Origin of the sequence: Streptomyces lucensis JCM 4490, from assembly GCF_014650035.1 — a bacterium.
GTDB lineage: Bacteria > Actinomycetota > Actinomycetes > Streptomycetales > Streptomycetaceae > Streptomyces > Streptomyces lucensis.
The window spans coordinates 43,117-62,218 of sequence record NZ_BMUE01000004.1 but is presented as its reverse complement, the minus strand read 5'-3'; the positions used below and the strand labels follow the sequence as shown (position 1 = coordinate 62,218).

At 77.0% G+C, this 19,102-nt stretch carries 1 protein-coding gene; it reads left to right on the top strand.

Annotated elements, in window-relative coordinates:
* The first annotated feature begins 166 nt into the window (after nucleotides 1-166).
* Nucleotides 167-19,102, top strand: a complete 18,936-nt coding sequence (locus tag IE177_RS11455) for a non-ribosomal peptide synthetase (RefSeq protein WP_190015157.1) — start codon at nucleotides 167-169, stop codon at nucleotides 19,100-19,102.

The following is a 19,102-nucleotide window of genomic DNA, read 5'->3' as shown; positions in this document are numbered from 1 at the left end:
CCCGCCCCCGGATCCGCCCGCCCGCCCGTCCGAGCACCCGGCACGCGCCGTCGCGTCGCGCTCACCCGGTACGTCTCTCGCTCCAGCCCGCGCGGTGGGCCGCGGCCACCCGTGCCCGCACGTGCGGCCCGCGCCGCATCGTCCCGCTCTCCAAAGGACTTCACCCATGACGGACCTGCACGACAAGCCCGTACCGGCGTCCTCCCTGCCGCAGGGCGGCCCCGCCACCGGCGCGCCGGAGCGCGGCGCGGCCCCGGAGCATCCGACGCTCGGCGAGCTGTTCACCGCCTGGGTGGCCCGCACCCCGGACGCACCGGCCCTCACCGACGGCCGCCGGACCTGGACCTACCGCGAACTGGCCACTCGTGCCGACCGGCTGGCGGCACACCTGATACGGCGGGGCGCGGGACCCGACCGGGTGGTGGCCCTGGTCCTGCCGCGCTCCCTGGAGCTGATCGCGGCGGAGCTGGCCGTCGCCCGGGCCGGCGCCGCCTTCCTGCCCGTGGACCCCGCCTACCCCGCCGAACGCCGCGCCCTGATGCTGGCCGACGCCGCGCCCGCGGTGACCCTCGACGACCCGCACCGGGTCGGCGAGCTGCTGGAGAGCGGTGACACCCCGGCGCGCACGCCCGGTGCCGGCGCCGACCACGCCGCCTACGTCATCTACACCTCGGGCTCCACCGGCACGCCGAAGGGCGTGACCGTCACCCACCGCGGCCTGGGCGGCTTCACGGCGGCCGCCGCCGAACGCTACGCCGTCGGCCCCGGCGACCGTGTGCTCCAGTTCTCCTCGCCGAGCTTCGACGCCTCCGTGCTGGAACTGTGCGCCTCCGTCCTCGCCGGAGCCACGCTCGTCGTGCCGCCGCACGGCCCCTGGCTCGGCGACGAACTCGCCGCCGTCCTGGAGGAGCACCGCATCACCCACGCCCTCATCCCGCCGGCCGCGCTGGCGACCCTGCCCGACCCGGCGGACGGCACCGCCCGGCACCTGCGCACGCTGATCGTGGGCGCCGAGGCGTGCCCGGCCGCGCTCGTGGACCGGTGGGCGCCCGGCCGCCGCATGATCAACTCCTACGGTCCGACCGAGGCCACCATCGTCGCCACCTGGACCGGCCCGCTCACCGCCGGCCGGGGCACCCCGACTATCGGCGACGCCCTGCCGCACACCCGGGTCCACGTCCTGGACGCCGCGCTGCGGCCCGTACCGCCCGGCGGCGAGGGGGAGCTGTGCGTCGGCGGCGACGCGCTCGCCCGCGGGTACCTGAACCGTCCGGGCCTGACCGCCGCGCGATTCGTGGCCGACCCCCTCGGCCCGCCCGGGGCACGCCTCTACCGCACCGGGGACCGGGTCCGCCGGACCGACGCCGGGGAACTGGAGTACCTGGGCCGGCTGGACCGGCAGGTGAAGATCCGCGGGTTCCGCGTGGAACCGGGCGAGATCGAGGCGGCCCTGCGCCGGGCCGGCGCGGGCACGGTCGCGGAGGCCGTGGTCGTGGTGCGCGAGGACGAACCGGGCCACCGGCGCCTGGTCGCCTACGTCACCCCGGCCGCACCCCCGGCAACCGCCCCCGCACCCCCGGCCACCGCCTCCGCCTCCGCACCCCAGGCCACCGCCCCCGCGGGCCCGTCAGCCCGCTCCGCGGCCCCCGAGCCCGCGGCCCTGCGTGCGGCGCTCGCCGCCGTGCTGCCCGCCCACATGGTGCCGTCCGCCGTCGTGGTGCTGGACCGGATGCCGCTGACCCCGCAGCACAAGATCGACCGGCGGGCCCTGCCCGCCCCGGAACGCCAGGCCACGGCGGACCACGTGGCGCCGCGCTCGGCGCAGGAGCGGGCGCTCGCCGCCATCTGGGCCGACGTCCTGGGCGTCGACGCGGTCGGTGTCACGGACGACTTCTTCGACCTCGGCGGCGAGTCGGTCCTCGCCGCGCGCGTCCTGTCCCGGATCCGGGACGAGCTGGGCGTCCGGCTGACCGTGCGGGACGTCTTCACCGCCCGGACCGTCGCCGCCCTGGCCCCCCTGCTCGGCGACCCCTCGGCCGCCGCGGCCCCGGACCCGATACCGCCGGCCCCGCGCGACGGCTCCCTGCCGCTGTCCAGCGCCCAGCGGCGGCTCTGGTACCTCGACGACCTCACCGAGGGCGGCACCGAGTACAACACCGGAGTCTGCCTGCGGCTGCGCGGCGACCTGGACCCCGGCGCCCTGAGCCGCTCCCTGCAGCGCCTCGCGGCCCGCCACGACTCCCTGCGCACCACGTTCGCCACGGACGGCGGACAGGGCGTCCAGCGCGTCGCCCCGGGGCCGGACCTGCCGCTGCGGACGGCCGATCTCACCGGCGTACCCGGGGCGCGCCGCGCCCAGGCGGCCGAGGAACTGCTCACCCGGGAACTGACCGGCCCCTTCGACCTGGCGGACGGCCCCCTCACCCGGGCCCTGCTGATCCGGCTCGGCGCCGAGGACCACCTGCTCCTCCTGGCCCAGCACCACATCGTCACCGACGGCTGGTCGGTGGGCATCCTCACCCGCGAACTCGCCGCCCTCTACCACGCCGAGACCACCGGCGGACCCGACGGCCTGGACCGGCCGGCGGTGCAGTACCCGGACTTCGCGCTCTGGGAAGGGCGGCAGCGCACCGCGGAAGGCGCGCACACCGCCGACCTCGCCTACTGGAGACGGCATCTGACGGGGCTCCAGGCACTGGAGCTGCCCACCGACCGGCCCCGTCCGGCCGTGCGCACCACCGCCGGAGCGGCCCACCGGCACACCCTCCCGGCGGAGCTGGTGGCCCGGCTGCGGCACCTGGCCGCAGGGCGCGGCACGACCGTGTTCACCCTGTTCGCGGGCGCCTCCGCGCTGCTCTTCTCGCGCTACGCCGGCCAGCGGGACGTCGCGTTCGGCACCGTCACCAACGGGCGCGGCCGACGCGACCTGGAGGACGTGCCGGGGTTCTTCGCCAACACGGTCGTGCTGCGGGGGGAGGTGGACGAGCGGGCCACCGTGGACAAGTTCGTGGAGAGCATGCGGACGACGCTGCTGGACGCCTTCGCCCACGACGCGGTGCCGTTCGACCGCGTGGTGGAGGAACTGGCCCCGCCCCGCGACCCGAGCCGCACCCCGCTGGTGCAGGCGCTCGTCGTGCAGCAGAGCGCCCTGCCCGTGCCGCCGCGCGCCGGCGGCCTGCGGCTGGAGGAGCATCCGCTGCCCCGCCCGGCCGCCCGCTTCGACCTGGTCCTGGAGTTCACCCCCGCGCAGGACGGCGGCTGCGTGCTGACCGCCGAGTTCAACACCGACCTGTTCGACGCGGCGACCGTGGCCCGCATGACCGCCCACCTGCACCGGCTGCTGGAGGGCATGGCCGACGGTCCGGGCCGTACCCTCGCCGAACTGCCCATGCTCTCGGCCGCCGAACAGCGCACGCTGGTGGACACCTGGAACCCGCCCGCCCGCCGGTACCGCGACACCGGACAGGCCACGCTGCCCGAGCTGCTGAGCGCTCAGGCGGCCCGCACCCCGGACCGTACCGCCGTCGTCTGCGGCCCGGTCCGGCTGGACTACGCCGAGACCGAGCGGCGCGCCCGCCGGCTGGCCCGGCTGCTCGTCGCCCGCGGCGCGGGCCCGGAGACCCTGGTCGCGCTGTGCCTGCCGCGCACCGCCGACCTCGTGCCCGTGCTCTGGGCGGTGCTCGAGTCGGGCGCCGCCTACCTGCCCGTCGACCCCGCCTACCCGGCCGAGCGCGTCCGCCTCATGCTCGACGACGCCCGGCCCGCCCTCGTCGTCGCCACCCGGGAGACCGCCTCCGCGCTGCCCGTGAACCTCACCCCGCTACTCCTGGAGGACCACGCGGACACCGCCCCGGCCGGCCCCGCCCCGGCCGGCCCCGCCCCGGCCGGCCCAGCCCTGGCCGGCTCCGGCCCGTCCGGCTCGGGCCCGTCCGGCTCGGGCCCGTCCGGCACCGGAGCGGCTGGCTCCGGCCCGGCCGGTGCGGCGGACACCGGCCCGGCTGGCCCCGCCCTGGCCAGCCCCGCCCTGGCCACCACCGCCCCGACCGGCTCCGGCGCGGCCGGCCCCGCCCTGGCTGGTACCGGCGCGGCTGCCACCTCCCCGGCTGCCACCGCCCCGGATGACGCCGGCCGGCGTCGTCCGCTGCTGCCCGACCATCCCGCCTACGTCATCTACACGTCGGGTTCCACCGGCCGCCCCAAGGGCGTCGTGGTCACCCACCGCAGCGTGGCCGCGCTGGCCGGGTGGGCGCGGGAGCGGTTCGGCGCCGCCGGGCTCGCCCATGTGATCGCCTCCACCTCCCTCAACTTCGACGTCTCGGTCTTCGAACTGCTCTGCCCGCTGCTCGCCGGCGGCACCGTCGAGGTGGTCCCGGACCTGCCGGCCCTCGCCGACGGCGCCGGGCCCCGGCGCGCCGGACTGCTCAGCGGGGTGCCGTCCGTCGTCTCCCGCCTGCTCGCGGGCGGTACGGCGCCGATGGCGGCCGACACCGTCGTCCTGGCCGGCGAGGCGCTGCCCGCCCAGACGCTGCACGACCTGCGCGCCGCGCTGCCCGGGTGCCGGGTCGCCAACATCTACGGCCCCACCGAGGCCACCGTGTACGCCACCGCCTGGTTCGCCGGTGACGAGGCGCCCGAGCAGGCCCCGCCCATCGGCGCCCCGGTGGCCGCCACCCGCGCCTACGTCCTGGACGGCTCCCTGCGTCCTCAGCCGGTCGGCGTCACCGGCGAGCTGTACCTCGGCGGCGGCGGCCTCGCCCGCGGCTACCTGAACCGCCCCGGACTCACCGCCACCCGGTTCGTCGCCGACCCGTTCGGCGCGCCGGGGGAGCGCATGTACCGCACCGGCGACCTGGTGCGCCGCCGCGCCGACGGGCAGCTGGAGTACGTCGGCCGGATCGACCAGCAGGTCAAGGTGCGCGGCTTCCGCATCGAACTGGGCGAGGTCGAGGAGGCGCTGCGCGGCTGCCCGGGCGTGGCCGAGGCGGCGGCCACCGCCGCCGCCGGGGACGGCGGCGACGGCCATCGGCGGCTGGTCGGCTACGTCGTCCCGGCCGCCGGCGCGCACGTGGAACCGGAGGCCGTCCGCCGGGAACTCGGGCGCAGCCTGCCCGACTACATGGTGCCGACGGCCGTCGTCCTGCTGGACGCGCTGCCGCTCAGCCCCAACGGCAAACTGGACCGCGGCCGGCTGCCCGACCCGGGCCCCGCCGTGCGCGCGGTCCGGCACGTCGCACCCCGCACGCCCACCGAGCGGACGCTCGCCGCGATCCTGGCCGAGGTGCTGCGCGCCGACCGCATCGGCGTCGACGACAACTTCTTCGAGCTGGGCGGCGACTCGATCCTCAGCATCCAGGTGGTGGCCCGAGCCCGCCAGGAGGGCCTGCCGCTCACCTCCCGGGACGTCTACCAGCTCCAGACGGTCGCCGCCCTCGCCCGCCGCGCGGACGCCGCGCGAGGCCCGCGCGAGGCGGCCCCCGCACCGGAGCCCGCCACCGGCACGGCGCCCCTGACACCCATCCAGCACTGGCTGTTCGACACCGCCGGCGAGCGCGCCGGCCACTTCGCGCAGGCGCTGTCCGTCCAGGTGCCCGACGACCTGGACCCGGCGGCGCTGGAGGACGCGCTGAACGACCTGGCCGCCCACCACGACGCCCTGCGCTCCCGCTTCGTCGCCGACGACGCGTCCGGCGAGGTCCGCTGGATCATCGGGGACCGCACACCCCGCATCGCCCTCGCCCGGCACACCGGCCCGGACCAGGACACCCCGCACTTCGGCCCCTTCGACCTGGCCACCGGACCGCTGCTGCGGGCGGTGCTGCACGACCGCGGCCCCGGCAGCACCCGCGTCCTGCACCTCGCCGTGCACCACCTCGTGGTCGACGGGGTCACCTGGCGGGTCCTGCTGGAGGACCTGGACCGCGCCTACCGGGCCCGCCGCTCCGGCGCCGACGGCGCGGCCGCCCTGCCCGCCAAGTCCTCACCGCTGCGCCAGTGGGCACGCCGGCTCGCAGCCCACGCGGCGGACGGCGGCTTCGACGACGAGCGCGACCACTGGGCCGGGGCCGCGCCCCGCACCGAACCGGCCCTCCCCGCCGACCAGCCGGGCGCCCCCGACACCTACGCCGCGCAGCGCTCGGTCACCGTACGGCTGAGCCGCGAGGACACCTCCGCGCTGCTGCGCACCCTGCCCGACACCTACCGCACCCAGGCCAACGACGTCCTGCTCAGCGCCCTCGGCCGGGCGCTGTGCGGCTGGAGCGGACGGGAGCGCGTGCTGGTCGACGTGGAGGGGCACGGTCGCGAGGACCTCTTCCCCGAACTGGACATCAGCCGCACGGCCGGCTGGTTCACCACCCGGTACCCCCTCGCCCTCGCCGTCCCCGCGGACGCCGGCTGGGACGCCGTGCTGAAACGGGTCAAGGAGCAGCTGCGTGCCGTGCCCCGGCACGGACTGGGGCACGACGCGCTGCGCTACCTCGCCGGTCCGGGGGCGGCACCGCTGACCGGCGACGCCCAGGTCAGCTTCAACTACCTGGGCCGGATGGGGCTGCCGGAGGATCCCGAGGGGCTCTACCGGGGCGTCGTGCGGCCGCTGGAGCTGGACGCCGACCCGGCGGCCGAGCGCCCGCACGCCCTGGAGGTCGTCGGCCACCTCGCCGACGACCGACTGGAGTTCACCTGGTTCTACGCGGACCGGCTGTACCGCGAGGACACGGTCGAGGACCTGGCCCGGCGGTACGCCGACGCGCTCGCGGACCTCGCCCGGTACGCAGGCCGGCCGGGCGCCGCCGGGCGCACCCCGTCCGACTTCCCGCTGGCCCGGCTCGACCAGGCCGCCGTGGACCGGATCACCGGCCCGGACCCGGCGGCGGTCGCGGACGCGTACCCGCTCACGCCCACCCAGGCGGGCATGCTCTTCCACGGCCTGTCCCAGGACGACCGCGGGGTCTACTTCCAGCAGCTGACGTTCGTCCTGGACGGCGTGCCCGACCCGGCCGCCCTGGCGGCCGCGTGGCAGCGGGTCACCGACCGCACCGAGGTGCTGCGCGGCCGGGTCGTCTGGCAGGACGTGCCCGAGCCGCTGCTGGTCGTGCAGCGGCACGCGGCCGTGCCGGTCGCCCACCTGGACTGGCGCGACCTCACCGACGACGAGCGCCGCGCCCGGCTCGACGACGTCCTGGCCCGCGACCGCGCGGACGGCATCGACCTCACGCGGGCCCCGCTGCAGCGGCTGCTCCTCGCCCGCGTCTCGGACACCGCGGTGCGCGTGGTGTGGTCCTTCCACCACCTGCTGCTGGACGGCTGGAGCCTGTTCCAGGTGCTCTCGGACGTCTTCGCCCAGCACGCCGGCGCCGGCCCGGACGCCCTCCCGCACCGCCCGCCCTTCCGCGACCACGTCGCCTGGCTCGGCCGCCGCGACACGGCACCGGCCGAACGGCACTGGCGGCACCGCCTGTCCGGCCTGACCGAGGCCACACCGCTGCCGTACGACAGCGAGCCGCGCGAGAGTCACCGCGCCGAGTCCACGCACGCGGTGCGGGCCACGCTCCCCGCGGCCGCCACCCGGGCGCTGGAGGAGCTGGCGCGCACGTCCGGCCTGACCGTGAACACCCTCGTCCAGGGCGCCTGGGCGCTGCTGCTGGCCCGGCAGGCGGGCACGGACGAAGTGGTGTTCGGCACGACCGTGTCCGGACGGCCGCCCGAGCTGCCCGGCGCCGACGCCATGACCGGCCTGTTCATCACCACCCTGCCCACCCGCGTGACCGTCCCGGACGACGGCACCCTGGTCGACTGGCTGCGCGCGCTGCAGGACGAGCAGAGCGAGGACCGGCGCTTCGACCAGCTGCCGCTCACCCGGATGCGGTCCTTCACCGGCCTCCCCGAGCGCACCGGTCTGTTCGACAGCATCGTCGTCTTCGAGAACTACCCGGTGGACGACGACCTCGCCGCCGGCCACGGACTGCGCCTGACCGGCCTGGAGGGCGTCGAGACCACCAACTACCCGCTGAGCCTGACCGCCTATCCCGGCCCGGAACTGGCCCTGCGCCTCGGCTACGACCCGGAGCTGTTCGACGCGGGCACCGTCGAGCGGCTGGCCGAGTACCTCACCGTCCTGCTCACCGGCATGGTCACCGGGGCCCGGCGGCCGCCCGCCCGGCTGCCGCTGCTCACCCCCGACCGCCGCGAGCAGGTCCTGCGCACCTGGAACGACACCGCCACCGAGCTGCCCGGCGACACCGTCGCCGGTCTCTTCGCCGCGCAGGTGCGCCGCACCCCCGGCGCCGTGGCCCTGGAGGCGGACGGCGCCTGCCTCACGTACCGCGAACTCGACGACCGCGCGGCCGGGCTGGCGGCCCGGCTGGCAGCGCTCGGCGTGCGGCCGGAACGCGCCGTCGGCGTGCTGATGGACCGCTCCGTGGAACTGGTCGTCGCCCAGCTCGCGCTCGTGCGCACGGGCGGGGTGTACGTGCCGCTGGACGGCCGGGCGCCGGCCGGGCGGCTGCGCCGCATGATGACAGAGGCCGGCGCGGACCTGCTGCTCACCGACGCGGCGTGGGAGGAGACGGCCCGCGACGTACTGCCCGGCGACGGCGTCCTGCGCGCCGACGGCGCCCCGGGCCCCGGCGGCCTTCCGCCCCGCGCCGACCTCCATCCCGACCACGTCCAGTACGTCATGTTCACTTCGGGCTCCACCGGCACCCCCAAGGGGGTCGCGGTGCGCCAGCGGGACGTCGCCGCGCTCGCCCTGGACCGGGCCTTCGCCGGGCACGACCGGGTCCTCGTGCACTCGCCGCACGCCTTCGACGCCGCCACCTACGAGGTGTGGGTGCCGCTGCTGCGCGGCGGCACGGCCGTGCTCGCCCCGCCGGCCGACCTGGACACCGCCGAGGTCCGGCGGGCCGTCACGGAGCGGCGGGTGAGCTGCCTGTGGCTGACCGCGGGGCTGTTCCGGCTGCTCGCCCAGGAGGACCCCGGCTGCCTGCGCGGCGCCCGCGAGGTGTGGACGGGCGGCGAGGCCGTGCCGGGCGCCGTCGTGCGCCGGGTCCTGGACGCCTGCCCCGGGCTGACCGTCGTGGACGGCTACGGCCCCACCGAGACCACCACCTTCGCCACCCGCCGGGTCTTCCGCTCCGGCGACCCGCTGCCCGCCGTCCTGCCCATCGGCCGCCCGCTGGACAACACCCGCGCTTACGTCCTCGACACCGCGCTGCGGCCCCAGCCCCCGGGCATACCGGGGGAGCTGTACATCGCCGGCGCGGGTCTGGCCCGCGGCTACGTGCGCCGGCCCGGGGCGACCGCCGCCCGCTACGTCGCCGACCCCTTCGGGCCGCCCGGCGCGCGGATGTACCGCACCGGCGACATCGTGCGCTGGAGCCCCGACGGCGAACTGCACTTCGTCGGCCGCGCCGACGACCAGATCAAGATCCGCGGCTTCCGCGTCGAACCCGCCGAGATCGAGGCCCGGCTGACCGCCCACCCCGCCGTCGCCGAGGCCGTCGTCTCCCTCTACGAGGACGCCGGCCGCAAGCGGCTGGCCGCCCACCTGGTGGCGGCCCAGGACGCACCCGTGCCGTCCGCCGAGGAGCTGCGCGCCCACCTGGCGGCCGGACTGCCCGACTACATGCTGCCCGCCGCCTTCGTCACCGTGCCGGAACTGCCGCTGACGGCCAACGGCAAGGTCGACCGGCGGCGGCTGCCCGCCCCCGACTGGCAGGCGGGCGCCGAGCGCCCCCACCGGGCCCCGCGCACCGACGCCGAACGGCTCCTCGCCGGGATCTGGGCCGAGCTGCTCGGCGTCGAACGGGTCGGCGTGGACGAGAACTTCTTCATGCTGGGCGGCGACTCCATCCTCAGCATCCAGGTGGTCTCCCGCGCCCGCGCCGCGGGCCTCGCCCTCACCCCCCGCGACCTGTTCCGGCACCCCACGGTGGCCGAACTGGCCGCCGCCACCGGCGGGTCCGCACCCGCCGTGGCCGGCACCGGACCCGTCAGCGGGGCGGTGGACCTCACGCCGATCCAGCACTGGTTCCTCGACCCGCGGCCCGCACACCCGGACTTCTTCGACCAGTGCGTCGTCGTCGAGACCGCCGGCGCCGTCGACGAGGAGGCCCTGCGCCGCGCCCTCACCGCCCTGTGGACGCACCACGACGCCCTGCGCGCCCGGTTCGCCCCCGACGGCGACCTGACCTGGCACCAGGACGTCGCTGCCGGCGAACCGGCCCCCGGGCTGCTGTCGGTCCACCCGCACGACGCCGAGGAACGCGTCACCGCCGCGGCCCACGCCGGCCTCCGCCTGGAGACCGGGCCCCTGTTCACCGCCCGGCTGTTCACCGGCGACGAGCCCCGTCCCGCCCGGCTGCTGCTGGTCGCCCACCACCTGGTGGTCGACGGCGTCTCCTGGCGCATCCTGCTGGAGGACCTGGAGACCGCCTACCGGCAGGCCGCCGCCGGAGAGCCCGTACGGCTGCCCGCCCGCACCACCTCCGTACAGGAGTGGGCCCGCCGGCTGCGCGACCGCGCCGGCGACTTCGCCGCACAGCTGGACCACTGGGAGCGGGCCGCCCGGCACTGCGCCGACCCGCTGCCCGTGGACGGCCCCGGCGGCACCACCGTGGCCGACGTCCGCGAGGTGACCGTCTCCCTGGACCGCGAACGCACCGACGACCTGCTGCGCCGTGTCCCCGGCGCCTACCGCACCCGGGTCGACGACGTCCTGCTCACCGCGCTGGGCCGGGTCCTCGCCGACTGGACCGGACGCGCCACCGTCGCCGTCGGCCTGGAAGGACACGGCCGCGAGGACCGGCTGTTCGAGGACGTGGACCTGTCCCGCACGGTCGGCTGGTTCACCTCCCTCTTCCCGGTCGCCCTCACGATCCCGGCCGGCGACTGGGGCACCGCCCTGAAGTCGGTGAAGGAGCAGCTGCGGGCCGTACCCGACCGGGGAATCGGCTACGGCGTCCTGCGTCACCTGGCCCGCGACCCCCGCCTCACGGGCACGCCCGCACCCGGCATCACCTTCAACTACCTGGGCCGCTTCGACTGGACCGCCGGCGGCGGCGCCCTGATCGGGGCGGTGCCCGGCGGCCTGGACGGCGCGGAGGCGCCCGGTGCCGAACGCCCGCACCTGCTGGACGTCGTGGCCCGCGTCGAGGACGACCGGCTGGAGATCACCTGGTACTACGGCAGGGGCCGGCACCGCGCGGAGACGGTGACCGCGCTCGCCGAGGGCATGCTGCACGCGCTCCAGGACATCGTCGCGCACTGCTCCCGGCCCGACGCGGGCGGCCGCACCCCGTCGGACTTCCCGCTGGCCCGCCTGGACCAGGCCGCCGTGGACCGGATCGCCGGGGACGGCCGTGAGGTCGCCGACGTCCACCCGCTGACACCGATGCAGGCGGGCATGCTCTTCCACAGCCTGCTGGACGCCGACAGCCGCACCTACGTCAACCAGGTGCAGCTGACCCTGTCCGGCGTCACCGACCCGCACGCCCTCGCCGAGGCGTGGCAGCACACCGCGGACGCCAACCCGGTGCTGCGCACCGCGCTCGTGTGGCAGGAGACCCCCGAACCGCTCCAGGTCGTCCGCCACCGGGCCGTGGTCCCCGTGACCCACCACGACTGGTCCGGCCGGCCCGCCGGCCACGGCGGGCGCGAACTGGACCGGCTGCTGGCCGAGGACCGCGAGGCGGGCATCGACCTCGGCGCCGCGCCCCTGATGCGGCTGACGCTGATCCGGCTCGGCCCGGACGCGGTACGCCTGGTGTGGACGTTCCACCACGTGCTGCTGGACGGCTGGAGCGCCGCCCAGGTCTTCGACGAGGTCTGCGAGCGGTACGCCGCCCTGACCCGCGGCCGCCGCCCCGAGGTGCCCGAACGCCGGCCCTTCGCCGACTACCTGCGCTGGCTGGCGGGACAGGACACCGGCCGGGCGGAGCGGTACTGGCGGGAGACCCTCGCCGGTTTCCAGGCGCCGACGCGGCTGCCCCGCGACCGGCGCGCCACCGGGGCCCACCGCGCCTCCTCGTCCGGGTCGGTGCGCATCACCCTCGGCCCCGACGTGTCGGCGCGCCTGCGGGAGAACGCGCAGCGGGCCGGACTGACCCTCAACACCGTCCTCCAGGGCGCCTGGGCGCTGCTGCTGTCCCGCTACGGCGGCGGGGACGACGTGGTGTTCGGCACGACCGTCTCCGGGCGGCCCGCCGACCTGCCGGGCGTGACCTCGATGGTCGGCCTGTTCATCAACACCCTGCCCACCCGCGTCCGCGTCGACGGGGGACGCCCGCTGCCGGCCTGGCTGGGCGAGCTGCAGGCCGGCCAGTCGGAGGCCCGGCGCCACGACTTCGTCTCCCTCGCCCAGGTGCAGTCGTGGAGCGAGGTCCCCGGCGGCACCGGCCTGTTCGACTCGATCGTGGTCTTCGAGAACTACCCGTTCGACGCCGGCGCGCTGTCCCGGCACGGTCTGGCCCTGGAGCAGGAGCGGGACCTGGAGCCGACCAACTACCCGCTCAGCGTGGTCGTGGCACCCGGCGACACCCTGACCGTGAACCTGGACTACGACCCGGCCGCCTTCGACGCCACGACGGTTCAGGCGCTCGGCGAGAGCCTGCGCACCCTGCTGACCGGCATGGCCGCCGGCTTCGACAGCCGCCTCGCCGACCTGCCGCTGACGGCCCCGGCCGAGCAGCGCGCGCTGGTCGAACGGTTCGGCGGCCGGCCGGCCGAGGCGCCGTACGGCACGCTGCCCGAGGCGTTCCACCGGCAGGCGGGGCGCACCCCGGACGCCCCGGCCGTCCGGCACGCCGGCACCGTCCTCACCTACCGTGAACTCGACGCCCGCTCCAACCGCCTGGCGCGGCTGCTGCTGGCCGCGGGCGCCGGACCCGAGCGGTTCGTCGCGCTCTGCCTGCCCCGCACCGCCGACCTGGTCGTGGCGCTCCTCGCGGTGCTCAAGAGCGGTGCCGGCTACCTCCCCGTCGATCCCCAGTACCCGGCCGAGCGCGTGGCGTTCCTCTTCGAGGACGTGCGGCCCGACGCCGTGATCACGTCCGCGGAGACCGCCGGCCGGCTGCCCGAGGGCCCGTTCACCAGGATCCTGCTCGACGAGGACCCGGCCGCCGCCCTCCCGGACACCGCCGTCGGCGACGCCGAGCGGCCCACCGCGCTGCTGCCCGGCCACCCCGCCTACGTCATCCACACCTCCGGCTCCACCGGCCGCCCCAAGGGCGTCGTCGTCGCCCACGCGTCCGTGCTGGCCCTGACCGACTGGGCGGCGGCCGAGTTCACCGGCCGGGGGCTGGAGCACGTGGTGGCGTCCACCTCGCTCAACTTCGACGTGTCCGTGTTCGAGATCTTCTCGCCGCTGCTGTCCGGCGGCTGCGTCGAGATCGTCCGCGACCTGCTCGCCCTCGCCGAGCGCCCCGGGCCCTGGCGGGCCGGGCTGCTCAGCGCCGTGCCCTCCGCCCTCGACCGGCTCCTCGCCGAGGACGCCGTACGCGTCACCGCCGACACCGTCGTCCTCGCCGGCGAGGGGCTGCCCGCCCGGACCGTGCGCCAGGTACGCGCGGCCGTCCCCGGCTGCCAGGTCCGCAACATCTACGGCCCCACCGAGGCCACCGTCTACGCCACCGCCTTCACCTGCGACCCGGCCGACCCCGACCGCGACCCGCCGATCGGCCGGCCGCTCGGCGGCGCCCGCGCCTACGTCCTGGACGAGCGGATGCGCCCGGTGCCCGTCGGCGCCCCCGGGGAGCTGTTCCTCGCCGGGACCGGCGTCGCCCGCGGCTATCTGCGCCGGCCCGGGCTGAGCGCGGCCCGCTTCCTGCCCGACCCGTTCGGCCCGCCCGGCAGCCGTATGTACCGCACCGGCGACCTGGTCCGCTGGACGGCCGACGGCGACCTCGTCTACCTCGGCCGCGGCGACGACCAGGTGAAGGTGCGCGGCTTCCGGATCGAACTCGGCGAGGTGGAGGCCGCACTCGCCCGCCACCCCGCCGTGGCGGCCGCCGCCGCCCGGGTGGTCGAGCACGGCGGCCACCGCCGCCTCGTCGGCTACGCCGTGCCCCGCCCGGCCGGCCTGCCCGACCTCGCGGAACTGCGCGCCTTCCTCGCCCGGGGCCTGCCCGACCACCTGGTACCCGCCCTGATCGTGCCGCTCGAGCGGCTGCCGCTCGGCGCCACCGGCAAACTCGACCGGCGGGCGCTGCCGGAGCCCGAGTGGGCCGCCCCGGCCGGGGGCGAGACCGGACGGCCACCGCGCACCGAGGCGGAACGGACCCTCGCGGCCATCTGGTGCGAGGTTCTGGACGTGCCCGAAGTCGGCGCCGACGACAACTACTTCATGCTCGGCGGCGACTCCATCCTCGGCATCCGGATCGTCTCGGCCGCCCGCCGGGCCGGACTCACCCTGACCCCCCGGCACCTGTTCACCCACCAGACCCTCGCCGAACTCGCGGCGGCGGCCGAGGAGCCCGCGGCGGCCACGGTCACCGCCGAGCAGGGCCCGGTGACCGGCGACGCCCCGCTCACCCCCGTCCAGCACTGGCTGCTGGACACCCTCACCGGCGACCCCGCCCACTTCAGCCAGACGGTCGCCTTCGAGCTGGCCACGGATCCCGGCGAGGACCTGCTGCGCGCCGCCCTGACCGCCGTGACGGAGCACCACGACGCCCTCCGCATGCGCTTCGAACGGTCCGCCGACGGGCGGTGGCGCCAGTACGGCACCCCGCCCGGCGACGACGCCTGGCACCTGGAGGTCCACGACCGCGCGGAGCCGCAGGAGGTGGCCGACGCCCTCGGCGCCGGCTTCGACCTGGCCCGCGGACCGCTGCTGCGGGCCGCCCTGTGCCGGCCCGGCAACGGCGGCCGGCCGGTGCTGCTGCTGGCCGCCCACCACCTGGTCGTCGACGCCGTGTCCTGGCAGGTGCTGCTCGCCGACCTGGACACCGCCCACCGCGCCCTGCGGGCCGGCGAACGACCCTGCCTCGGCCCCAAGTCCACCTCCTTCCACACCTGGGCCCGGCGGCTCGCCGAGCACACCGGGGCGGGCGGCTTCGACGCCGAACTCGCCCACTGGTCCGGCCTCGACGCCGGCGCCGACCTGCCCGCCGACGGTCCCGGCGGCTCCAACACCGTCGCCGACGAGGACAGCGTGAGCGCCGGACTCGACGCCGAGGAGACCCGCCGGCTGCTCCAGGACGTCCCCGAGGCGTACCGCACCCGCGTCAACGACGTGCTGCTGTGCGCGCTGGGCCGGGTCCTGGCCCGCTGGACCGGCCGGGACCGGGTCGCGGTCACCCTGGAGGGACACGGCCGCGAGGAGCTGTTCGCGGACGTCGACCTCGCCCGGACCGCCGGCTGGTTCACCGCCGTGTACCCGGTGGCCCTGGACGTGCCCCGGGACGCCGGCACGGCCGCCGTGCTCAAGGCCGTCAAGGAGAACCTGCGGGCCGTGCCGCACGGCGGACTCGGCTACGGCGCGCTGCGCTTCCTGCACCCCACCGCCGGACCCGGGCTGCCCGCCCTGCCGCAGGTGTGCTTCAACTACCTGGGCCGGCAGGACGGGACCTCCGCCCCCGGCGGACTGCTGCACACGCCCCACGGCGGCCTCACCGGCGGCATGGACCGCACGGCCGAACGGCCGCACCTCCTCGACGTCCTCGGACAGGTCACCGGCGACCGGCTGGAGTTCACCTGGTCCTACTCGCGCCGGGTGCACCGGCGGGACACGGTCGCCCGGCTGGCCGCCGAACTCACCGACGAACTGCGCGCGATCGTCCGGCACTGCGCCGAACCCGGCGCGGGCGGCCGCACCCCCTCCGACTTCCCGCTCGCACCGCTGGACCAGGCGGCCGTGGACCGCCTCGTCGGCACCGGCGCGGACGTCAGGGACGTGTACCCGCTCACCCCCACCCAGACCGGCATGGTGATGCACGGCCTGGACGAGGCCGGACACGGCCTCTACGTCGAGCAGATCACCTTCGTCGCCGACGGCGCCCGCGACCCGCGGACGCTCGCCGCCGCCTGGCAGCACGTCGTCGACCACACGCCCGTGCTGCGCACCTCCGTCGCCCTGCACGGCGTACCCGTGCCGCTCCAGATCGTCCACCGGACCGCCGCCCTGCCGGTCACCGAACACGACTGGAGCGGGCTGCCGCCCGAGCGGCGGGACGCGGAGCTGGAGCGGCTGCTCGCCGACGAACGGGCCCGGGGCCTCGCCCTGGACCGCGCCCCGCTGCTGCGGCTCGCCCTGGTCCGGCTCGGCCCGGACGCGGTGCGGGTGGTGTGGACCTTCCACCACGTCCTGCTCGACGGCTGGAGCGTCTTCCACGTCCTGTCCGACGTCATGGCCGCGCACGCCGCGCTCTCCCGCGGCGAGCGGCCCCGGCTGCCCGAGCGCCGGCCCTTCGCGGACTACGCCGCCTGGCTGGCCGCCCGCGAGACCGGCTCCGCCGAGGAGCACTGGCGTGCCGTCCTGAACGGCCTGAGCGGGCCCACCCCGCTGCCGTACGACCGCAGGCCCGCCCCGGGCACCACCGCCCGCTCCGGCACCTGGCTGTCGCAGCGGCTGGGCGCCGAGGAGACGCACCGGCTCCAGGAGTTCGCCCGCCGGCACCGGCTCACCCTCAACACCCTGGTGCAGGGCGCCTGGGCGCTGCTGCTGGCGCGGTGGAGCGGGGAGCGTGACGTGTGCTTCGGCACCACCGTCTCCGGACGGCCCGCCGATCTGCCCGGCGCCGACACGATCACCGGGCTCTTCATCACCACACTGCCCGCACGGATCGGCGTCGACGGCTCCGCCCCCTGCGCCGACTGGCTGCGCACGGTCCAGGAGGACCGGGCCGAGGACCGCCGCCACGACCACCTGCCCCTGGGCGACCTGCACCGGCTCACCCGGCTGCCGTCCGGGACCGCGCTGTTCGACAGCCTCGTGGTCTTCGAGAACTACCCGGTCGGCGACGCGACAGCGGGCACCCACGGACTCGCCCTGCGCGACCTGGACGCCCGGGAGGCCACCAACTACCCGCTCGCCGTGGTCGTCTCGCCCGGCGACCGGCTCGCCGTCGAACTCGGCTACGACCCGCGGTACTTCGACGCGGCCGCCGCCGAGTCCCTGGCCGGGCAGCTGCTGCACACCCTGCACGCCCTCGCCGCCTCGGACGGCACCACGCCGCTGGACGCCATCGACGTCCTGTCGCCGGAACACCGGGCCCGGCTGCTGCACGGCCCCTCCCGGCCGGCGTCCGGCCCGGTGCCCGAGGCGGCCCTGCCCGCCCTGGTCGAGGCCGCCGTCGACCGGTGGCCGGCCGCCCCCGCGCTCGAGGCACCCGGCACCCTGCTGAGCTTCGCCGAGCTGGAGGACCAGGCCAACCGCCTCGCGCACCGGCTCATCGACCGGGGCGCGGGCCCCGGCGACCTCGTCGCCCTGCTGCTGCCCCGCTCGGCGGACATGGTCCGGGCGCAGCTGGCGGTGGCCAAGGCGGGCGCCGCGTTCCTGCCGGTGGACCCCGCCTACCCCGAGGAGCGGATCGCGCTGATGCTGCGCGACGCCGCGCCCGCCCTCACCCTGGACGCCAAGGAGATCGCCGGCCTGCTCGCCGCCCCGCCGGACGAGGCCCCCGGCCACCGGCCCACCGACGCCGACCGGACCCGCCCGCTCGACCTGGACGACCCGGCCTACGTCATCTACACCTCCGGCTCCACCGGCACCCCCAAGGGCGTCGTCGTCACCCACCGCGGGCTCGCCGCGTTCTCCGCGGCCGAGGCCGCCCACTACCGGGTCGCCCCCGGCGACCGGGTGCTGTCCTTCGCCACGCCCAGCTTCGACGCCTCCGTGCTCGAACTGTGCATGTCCCTGCCGCACGGCGCCCGGCTCGTCGTACCCCGTCCCGGCCCGCTGCTCGGCGCCGAACTCGCCGGCGTCCTGCGCTCGGCGCGCATCACGCACACCCTGCTGCCGCCGGCCGCGCTCGCCACGGTGCCCGCGCAGACCCCCGGCACGCTGCCCGACCTGAAGACGCTGATCGTCGGCGCCGACGCGTGCGGCCCCGAACTCGTCGCCCGCTGGGCCCCGCACCACCGCATGGTCAACTCCTACGGCCCCACCGAGGCCACCGTCGTCGCCACCTGGTCCGCACCCCTGGAGGCGGACGGCGCCGCGCCGCCCATCGGCCGCCCGCTGCCCGCCACCGGCGCCTACGTCCTCGACGCCCGGCTGCGCCCCGTGCCCGCCGGCGTCCCCGGTGAACTGTGGCTCACCGGACCGGCGCTGGCGCGCGGCTACCACGGCCGGCCCGGCCTCACCGCGGCCCGGTTCACCGCCGACCCGTACGGGCCGCCCGGCACCCGGATGTACCGCACCGGCGACCTGGTGCGCCGCGACGGCGCGGGCGAACTGCACTACCTGGGCCGCACCGACCACCAGCTGAAGCTGCGCGGTCACCGCATCGAGGCGGGCGAGGTCGAGGCGGCCCTGGTCCGGCATCCGCACGTGCTGGACGCCGTGGTGACCGTACGCGAGGACGAACCGGGCCTGCCCCGCCTGGTCGCGCACCTGCTCACGGCGCCCGGCGCCGAACCGCCGGCCGCGGCCGAGCTGCGGGAGCTGGCCGCCCGCCGCCTGCCGGCCCACATGGTCCCGTCGGCGTTCGTGCCGCTCGACCGCTTCCCGCTCACCGAGAACGGCAAGACCGACCGGGCCGCCCTGCCCGCCCCGCCGCCCGCCGAGGAGCGGGAGCGGCCCGGCCACGTGGCCCCGCGCACGCCCACCGAGGAGGCACTGGCCGCCATCTGGGAGGAGACCCTCCACACGGCCGTCGGCGCCGAGGACGACTACTTCCTGCTCGGCGGCGACTCCATGCGCGCCCTGCTCATCGCCTCCCGCGCCAACGACGCGTTCGGCGTCACGCTCACCCCCCGCGACGTCCTGGTGACCGGCACCGTCGCCGCACTGGCGGAGCTGGTGGAGGAACAGGTGCTGAGCGAGCTGGAGGAGGCCGCGTACGACGACGGCCCCGAGCACGACACCCCCGAGCACGACGACGGCGCCCACGCCGCCCACGAGCCCGAAGACGCCGCGTACGGCGGCCACGACCACGAACGGTGA

Coding starts and splice junctions, on each gene's coding strand:
- IE177_RS11455 (WP_190015157.1), top strand. CDS start 167: ATGACGGACCTGCACGACAAGCCCGTACCGGCGTCCTCCCTGCCGCAG.